At 35.6% G+C, this 8,320-nt stretch carries 9 protein-coding genes and 1 tRNA gene; 1 reads left to right on the forward strand and 9 read right to left on the reverse strand.

Going from position 1 to position 8,320, the window contains the following annotated elements:
• The coding region (locus tag KBF89_08295; GenBank protein ID MBP9116321.1) for an NTP transferase domain-containing protein at positions 1-1,057 on the reverse strand (1,057 nt) is incomplete at its 3' end.
• A gap of 1 nt (position 1,058) precedes the next feature.
• Positions 1,059-1,130, reverse strand: a tRNA-Gln gene (locus KBF89_08300).
• Between the two features lie 149 nt (positions 1,131-1,279).
• Between KBF89_08300 and KBF89_08305 the strand changes: the two genes are divergently transcribed.
• Positions 1,280-1,381 carry an AURKAIP1/COX24 domain-containing protein gene (locus KBF89_08305; protein ID MBP9116322.1) on the forward strand — a complete coding sequence of 34 codons (102 nt, stop codon included), beginning with the start codon at positions 1,280-1,282 and terminating at the stop codon, positions 1,379-1,381.
• A 41-nt stretch (positions 1,382-1,422) separates the two neighbouring features.
• Here the strand turns inward: KBF89_08305 and ispE are convergent, their stop codons facing one another.
• From ispE to metG, 7 genes are all read right to left on the reverse strand, one after another.
• Complete coding sequence (gene ispE, locus KBF89_08310) at positions 1,423-2,346, reverse strand: 4-(cytidine 5'-diphospho)-2-C-methyl-D-erythritol kinase (GenBank protein MBP9116323.1); 924 nt, start codon at positions 2,344-2,346, stop codon at positions 1,423-1,425.
• Positions 2,346-3,221: a ribosomal RNA small subunit methyltransferase A gene (gene rsmA, locus KBF89_08315; GenBank protein MBP9116324.1), complete on the reverse strand. Its 876-nt coding sequence runs from the start codon at positions 3,219-3,221 to the stop codon at positions 2,346-2,348. The genes ispE and rsmA overlap by 1 nt, the downstream gene beginning before the upstream one ends.
• A gap of 3 nt (positions 3,222-3,224) precedes the next feature.
• On the reverse strand, positions 3,225-4,520 hold the full coding sequence (locus KBF89_08320; protein MBP9116325.1) for a G5 domain-containing protein: 1,296 nt from the start codon (positions 4,518-4,520) through the stop codon (positions 3,225-3,227).
• A 126-nt stretch (positions 4,521-4,646) separates the two neighbouring features.
• A complete protein-coding gene (locus tag KBF89_08325; protein MBP9116326.1) occupies positions 4,647-5,432 on the reverse strand; it encodes an SDR family oxidoreductase in 786 nt (261 codons plus the stop codon).
• Between the two features lie 12 nt (positions 5,433-5,444).
• Complete coding sequence (locus KBF89_08330) at positions 5,445-6,254, reverse strand: TatD family hydrolase (protein MBP9116327.1); 810 nt, start codon at positions 6,252-6,254, stop codon at positions 5,445-5,447.
• On the reverse strand, positions 6,247-6,831 hold the full coding sequence (locus tag KBF89_08335; GenBank protein ID MBP9116328.1) for an alpha/beta hydrolase: 585 nt from the start codon (positions 6,829-6,831) through the stop codon (positions 6,247-6,249). The genes KBF89_08330 and KBF89_08335 overlap by 8 nt, the downstream gene beginning before the upstream one ends.
• Positions 6,821-8,320, reverse strand: a 1,500-nt coding sequence (gene metG, locus KBF89_08340; protein ID MBP9116329.1) for a methionine--tRNA ligase, incomplete at its 5' end; no start/stop codon positions are given. The genes metG and KBF89_08335, both read right to left, overlap by 11 nt.

Raw genomic sequence — 8,320 nt, forward strand, 5'->3', positions numbered from 1 at the left:
TTGTTCCCTTACCAATTTCAGACTTTTTTATTTCAACTGATGTACCAATATGAACATTATCGTGAAGTACTGTCCCTGGTCGTAAATACGATTTCGGGCCCACACTCACATTTTCCTCCAGAACAGAATCGACTATTACTGAATCTAAAATCACGCAACCCGAACCAATAGTTGTTCGTCCTTTAATTTTACTTCCTGCACCAATAGTTACATCTTTTTCGATGTTCACCAGAATATCTATATATGTATTATCTGGGTCTTCAAGAGTCACACCGTTTAACATGTGATAGATATTGATGCGTTTACGCAAAAGTTTTTCTACATGCGCCAATTGTTTTCTGTCGTTAATACCTAAGACGTAGCTATAGTCCTCAAGCAGGTAAGAAACTACTTTTTTGGATTCACCTGCTGCGATTTGTACAATGTCGGTCAAATATATTTCTTTTTGAGCATTGTCAGCATTTAGCTGTGGCAAAGCTCCAAGTAAAAAGTTTTTCTCCACAACGAACGGATACATATTCGATTCAGAAATTTTGCGTTGCTCATCTGTACAATCTTTTTCTTCAACGATCTTGATAATATTTTCGTTATCGTCGCGAACAATACGGCCATAGCCAAATGGATTTTCTAAAAGTGCGGTTGCCAATAAAACATCTGCTTTTTCGTTATTGAAATACTCAATAACATTGCCGACAAATTCATCGTCAATAAGCGGAACATCACCTGGAATAATAAATACCGACTCAACACTTTGTGAAACTTGAGTTAGCCCAACTCGCACAGCATCACCAGATCCAAGCAGTTCTTCTTGGAGAGCAAACTTAATATTTTTGTAATTCGGATGGTTAGAATACTGTTCTTTAATTTCAGCTTTGACAAGATCGGCACCATTGCCAACTACCAAAACAATTTCTGAACACGTATTAATGAGAGCGTAAACAATGTGAGATATAATCGAGAAACCGCAAACACTATGTAAAAATTTAGGTTTTGAAGATTTCATGCGAGTGCCAAGACCGGCACACGGTACTATTGCAGCAATATTATTAGATGTCACGCTCGGCGGCAAGGACTCGAACCTTGAATAACAGGATCAAAACCTGTCGTGTTGCCGATTACACCACCACCGAATGGTAGAAATCTTAGCCTATTTAGAAGCAATATTTCACATAATTAAAAACTGTTGTATATTTAGTAATTTATTGCTCAATAATTTTCTAGGAACAATTTGCGCTGAGTTGGCACTTATTACTCTCTGGCGATTAGATTAGATGACTTCATGGGTTCACTAATTAAAAAACGACGCAAAAGAATGCGTAAGAAGAAACATAAGAAACTTCTTAAGAAAACTCGTTGGCAGCGACGCCAGCAAGGTAAATAGTTTTAATACTATTTATTTCGCGCTATATTTTTTAAAATACGCTAACAAATCGCACTAACTGCGAGTTGGCGTATTTTTTCATGTATGAGCTCATTTTCAAGTTGGATCAATAGCTTCTCATAGCTTGATTCAGCCTTTTCTACATCAAGGATACAAAAAATAGAAGAACCTGACCCTGCTAATAGGAATTTCTCGTTTGTTATCTTTTCAATATGATTTTTAAACTCTTTTAAGTCATCATATTTATCTAATGCTGATATTTCAAGATCGTTATGAAAATTATCGGTTAACATTAAAAAATCTTGTGGAACTTCAATTCCCTCATGTGTTGGTCTACCTATTAAATCATAATGCTGGTATATCTCAGGTGTAGGACAAAAGATATCGGGGGTAATGATTAATGTTTTATAGCCAGATAGAAAATCTAAAGAATTATCCTCATTTTGAATCAATTCAATAGTTCCACCTCTTTGTGTCATCCACAATGCTTGAGAGTATAGACACGCACCCACATCACTGCCTAATAGCATTGCAAGATCTAATAGTTCATCAATAGTAAATCGAGATTCGTAAATCTTATTTAGCTCTCTAAGGATGGCAGCTCCATCAGCTGAACCTCCACCAAGACCAGCACCTGAGGGTATATGTTTTTCTACCACAATTTTGAAGTTTTTAGAATTATTTGATTCCATATCTATTTCATCTACTAAATTCCTTTTAAAGATTTCAGTAGCCTTTAATATCAAATTGTTGTTACCTACATCAAGATTTTTTTCTACAGTTGAATTTACACCTATAGTTAATACATCTTTTTCTAAATCTTTTATATTTGTTAGAGTTAAAACATCATAAATATCTCTACAAAAAAGTGTTAGTGCTTTTATATTGTTATAACCATCTTCTCTTATATCTAATACTCTTAATGTAAGGTTGAGTTTGGCCAAGCCATGTTCTGTATATTCCACTATGTAGCCCGACTTTTCATTTCTTTATAAATTGATGTGAAGTCATCTAAATCACATTGTTCTGCACGCAATGTAGGATCTACTCCACTAGATTCTAAAATTTTACCTATTGAGTCACCCAAAATAGGCTTAAGTGATTGCCTTAACATTTTTCTTCTCATTGAAAATCCAGAATCAATTAATTTAAAAAAGTCTATAACATCTGTTTCAGCAATTTTACTAAAAGGATCTAACTTTCTAGTTAATTTTATAACACAAGAATCGACATTAGGTGCGGGTATAAATACATTTCTTGGCACATCAAAACATATTTCACAATCCATAAAAAATCGTGACTTCAATGTCACGCCAGATACACCGCGTGATTTTAACGGAGAAGAAAATCTTTCCCCTACTTCTTTTTGCACCATTGCAATAACTAGATTTGCTTCTTTAGTATTTTGTGCAATGTTCATAAGTAAAGTCGCAGAAATATTGTATGGCAGATTTCCGACTATTATATTCGAATTTATATCTTTTAAGCTTTGGTCTAAGTCGACTTGCATTATGTCTTTATGAACTACATCTACTAATGATTTCATATCAAATTTTTCTAAAATATAATTTAATGGTTCTAATATATATTCATCAAATTCAAATGCCAAAACAGAATGACCATGTTTCGCCAAAGCAAGTGTTAAAGAACCAACACCAGGGCCAACTTCTATGACACTTGCATTTTCGGGAATCAATGTTGCTATTTTATTGCAATAATTCTGATCTATTAGAAAATTTTGACCCAATGCCTTTGAAGCCTTCAATCCAAAATCTTCTTTTAATTGTTTGATAGTATTTGGCGTAATACCGATTTTAGAAATTTGAGTTTCTTCTGACATTGATCAATGAGATATTTTTACGTTAATAATACCAGTCGATAGCGAAGCAATATTAGAAAAAACTCCTTTTTCTAAATCTATAATTCGACCTTCACCATATGGACCACGATCTGCGACACGACATGTGGTTGACTTTCCATTAGCCAAGTTGGTTACTGTAACAATAGTACCCATAGGCAAAGTTTTATGAGCACATGTTCCAGGTATGTGTGAGTAAAATGTAGCTTTACCTGTTTGGGTTGACCCAATACTTGAAGCACTTTTTTGGCTGACTGTTTTCTTTTTCGTACCTATAGCAACAATTTTAGAAACAGGAGATTTCGTGATAACTCTAGATGCTACTGACTCATTTACAACATTTCCATCTTGCAATGTTTGTATATAAGATATTGTTTCGCTACCATTTTGGCCCGCTTGAATGACTTTAGATTGACCAACATATATTGAACTATCATTTTGATTTATTGTTTGAAACGGTACAATACCATCTTCGGTTCTGTTTGTACTTGTAATACGTACAATATTTATTGTTATATCTGATGTTAATTGAGTACCTATAGCTGGAGTCACTAAATCATCAGCATCAAAACTGATATTCTTTGCTCGTAATGCTTCATCCACTGTTAATGATGTTGTATCAATAGGGATTGAAACACCATCGACAATTACAGTAACTGATTTTAATTTTCTAAATTCAAGGGCTCGTATCGATCTGCGAGTTGAAAATTCATTCCTGGAGAAATTGTTGTCGATACTCACGTAATCTTGTAATTCGTTATCTACTATGAATGACTTGAGATTTGTTGCTGTCGTAAAGATTTGTGATCTTTTACCTTCGATTACAACTGGGACACTAATTGGATTAATCACGGTCGATACCAGATTCCTAGGTTGTACCTTTTTTGAATCTTCGGACCCAAAAGAAGTTTTACCCCAAGTAAGAGTAGCTATTGTAATAACTGATAGGACTAAGAAACCAAACATCGCCCTCTGAATTTTTACTTTACGATGCAGCTTTAGAGACCTGATTTCAGATTTACGTTTCCTGTAGCTGTGGTGTCTATCTGCTTCTCTCGATATCTCTATATTAATTTCATCGTCGATTTGGGGAAGTAAGTCTGCTCGGGACAATACGGTTGGTCTACCGAATTCATCGGCACGAACAGCTCGTGTTTGGCCAGAGTCAACTAAGTTATTTTCATTTAGCAATTCTTCTAAATCGGGAAGAGATTCTAATAAATCGATTGGGATCCAGGTTTGTGGTTCTGGTGCTTGTAACCTTGCGGGTGACGAATTCATGAAGTTACCAAGCTAGTTAAAGTTTGCGCTTCAAGCCAGTTATAGAGAATGAATGTCTTAAATATACCTAATAGTGCTATTTATTTGTACCTTTTAGCATTAAACTTCAGCTACTGTGAGTGGCGACTATTGTGACTTTATATATCCACCATCAGCTGCAATTCTTGAACCCGTAACGTAAGAAGCACCTTGCGAGCAAAGAAATACAATGAGGTTTGCAATCTCTTGGGGTGTTCCAAATCGTTTGGCTGGTATCTCACTATATTCATTTTCAAGTTGCTCATTAAGTATTATTCCATTCGTTTTGGCCCTCTTAGCAATAACTTGTTTAAGCCTAGTGGTCTCTATCATGCCAGGTATTACAGAATTAACAGTAATGCCTTCTGATGCGATTTCAGATGAGAGAGTTTTTGCAAAACTCACCAATGCCGATCTAGCCACATTAGATAATGCGAGGTTCTTAACAGGTTGGATCACTCCACTTGTTGTTACGAAAACTATACGGCCCCATTTTTGTGCTTTCATTGATGGTAATAGCTTATTTGTCAGAGTAGCAATTGAAACAAAATTTGATTGTAAGGCAAGATTGAAATCATCTTCAGTCAGACTTTGGGCTTCACCGAATGAAGGACCGCCAGAGCTAGCAACAAAAATATCTATAGTGCCAAGTTCATCGTTGACAGTTTTTATTATTTTTTCAAGCGAATCTGAATTTGAAAGGTCACCTTGAAGAATTAATAATTTTGAATCACCAACTATGAATTGTTTTTTTGCTCTATCTATATTTTCTTTACTTCTTGAAAAGACAACTACATTAACACCTTCATTTAATAATGCTTGAGTAGCACTGAAACCAATACCGCTAGTTCCTCCAGAAATTAAAGCTACTTTATTTTTAATACCATAATCCATATTATGAGTTTTCTACTTTCTAAAAATGCGCAAAGCGTTTTTGTACAAATATTTTTTAACTTCTATTTCTGACTCATTATGTGTTTCAAATCTGGTTTTACAAATCTGCGCAACAACATTCTCAACATATGAAGGCTCATTTAATTTACCTCGATAAGGAACTGGTGCTAGCCATGGGGCGTCTGTTTCGCTTAGTAAATTATCTATAGACACAGCACTAATAGCATCTCGAATATCTTGTGCATTTTTAAAAGTAGAGATTCCAGATATCGATATCACAGCTCCAGATTCAATACATCTCAAAGCTTGTTCTGGCCCACCAGAAAAACAATGAAAAACAGTTTTATCGGGCCAAGCATTATCGTCTAACATACTGAATGTTTCTTCCCATGCATCTCGAGTATGTATAACTAAAGCTAAATCGTATTCTCTTGCTAAATCAAGTTGAAATTTAAAAGCTATTTCTTGATCTTCTTTTGATGAGTGACCATAATAAAAATCATATCCTGCTTCACCTATAGCGCAGACTAGTTCTTTATTATCATCTAATAATTTCACTAATGCCTGATTTTGTTCAGTGAAGAATTTTGCCTCATGGGGATGTAGGCCAATAGTTGCCATTATATCTATGTCATCTAGTTTTAAAGTTTCTCGTTCGTCTTGCACCATTTTGACTATATCTATTGCAAGTGTTGAAGTTGCTAGATCACAACCAATTACATTTAGAGCACGAACACCGTTTGTGTAAGCACGAGTTAATTGTTCACGCGCATCATCGATTGTATCAAAATGACAATGTGTATCAAATAAGAATTCAGTCATTTTCTAAACATTCCTTTAATAGTTCTGGAAACTCTATAGTTTTCATATCTTCAAAACAAAAATGACCGTAGTTTTTGAATTCTACATATTTGATATCGTCTATTTCTTCCAAAAGCTTTTTGGCACTTACTTGTACCGATTCTTGATCATCGTCCGAATGAAAAATTGTGATTCCACATTTTGTTTGCTGTGCCAACTTGCGGTCATATTCAAAATCAAAAAAATCTTCTTTGATTTCATGAAAGGGGTCAACGTATGGTCCAACCAAAATTACTTTGTATACTTCAACATCTTTGTTTTGGCTCAACCAACGTACAATGAAACCAGCGCCGGTTGAATGCCCTACCAAAATTGTGTCTTTTCCAATATCATAACGTTCAAATTCTTTTTTCCAAAGCTCGTATTGTGGTTCAAATGCAAATGGTACTTCAGGAGTCGAGCAGTGAATATCATTTACTAATAGTGAATTTTGCAACCACCCCAACCAGTGAGCGTTACTAGCAGAGGGTTGATTTAGGTCATAGTATTCATCTTCGCCAGGACGACCGTGGAGTACAACGCAATTTTTAGCTTTCATCAGCTACAATCCTCGGGAAAAGAGACTCACCTTTTTCTAAAGGCAAACCAGCCGGCATCGAACCCCATTCTAAATCACGAGGTAGCTGGACTTTATCTATAGGTGTGTCTATGTTTAAACCTAAGCGACGCCATAATTCTTCACAAGTAGCAGGCATTGCTGGATAGGCAAACAAACATATTGCACGAAGCGCTTCTAGACAATCACCTAAAACTGCTTGAGCACCAGCCATATCTTCCTTGGCCATCTTAAATGGTTCAGTTTGTTCAATATATGAATTGCATGCACCGATTAATTCCCATATAGTTTTATGAAACTCCGAAAAATTAAATTCACCCATTAATGTTTCACACTTCTCAAAGGTCTGAGCTATTGCATTTTTTAATGGTCCATTTGCACGTTTATCAGTTGATAGTCCATCACAATATTTAATGGCCATATTTAAAACACGTGCTGTAAGGTTTCCAAAATTATTTGCTAAATCAGAATTATACCTAGCTACCATTTGCTCATAGCTAAAATCTCCATCACCACCGAAACGTTGATCGGCTACAAAGTGGTAACGATACCCATCGACACCAAATGTAGGTGTTAAATCAGATGGAACTATTTGGTTAGCTTTAGACTTACTCATTTTTTCGCCACCGACAGTTAAGAAACCATGTGCAAAAACTTGCTTAGGTGGTTCCAGTTCGGCAGCCATCATCATTGCAGGCCAATAAACAGCATGAAATCTCAAAATATCTTTACCCACAAAATGTACACCTGGCCAAAACTTTTTATATAAATCAGAATCAATATTTGGGTATTCAAGTGCAGTTATATAGTTTGTTAAAGCATCGAACCAAACATAAGTAACATGTTTTTGATCCCAAGGAATTGGAATACCCCAAGATAGAGAAGATCTAGAAATAGAAAAATCCCGCAGACCGGAATTTATAAAACTCAAAACTTCATTTCTTCGAGATAGTGGTTCTATTGCTTGTGGGTTCTCTTCATAATATTTAGCTAGACGATCTTGAAAAGCACTTAACTTGAAAAAATAGTTTTCTTCTTTTACAGTTTCTACTGGCTTGTTATGAAATTTACACAGACCATCAATCAAATCATCTTCTGTATAATATGCCTCACAAGCAACACAATATAAACCTTCATAAGTATTCAGTTCAATAAAGCCATTGTCATAAACTTTTTGCAGAAGTGCTTGCACCGCAACTTTATGTCTGGGTTCAGTCGTACGGACAAAGTCGTCATTCGAAATATTTAAATCAGACCAAGTTTCTATATAACGCTTAGAATAAAAATCTACTAATTCTTGTGGTGACATCTCTTGTTCTTGTGCCGCACGTTGAAGTTTTAGACCATGTTCATCTGTACCTGTAAGAAACATCACATCGTCGCCCAATAGTCGATGCCACCGGGCGGCCACATCAGCAGAGATTGTGGTGTATGCCCCACCCATATGTGGTGAATCGTTCACATAATATAT

The sequence above is a fragment of the Acidimicrobiia bacterium genome (genome assembly GCA_018057765.1).
Lineage (GTDB): Bacteria > Actinomycetota > Acidimicrobiia > IMCC26256 > JAGPDB01 > JAGPDB01.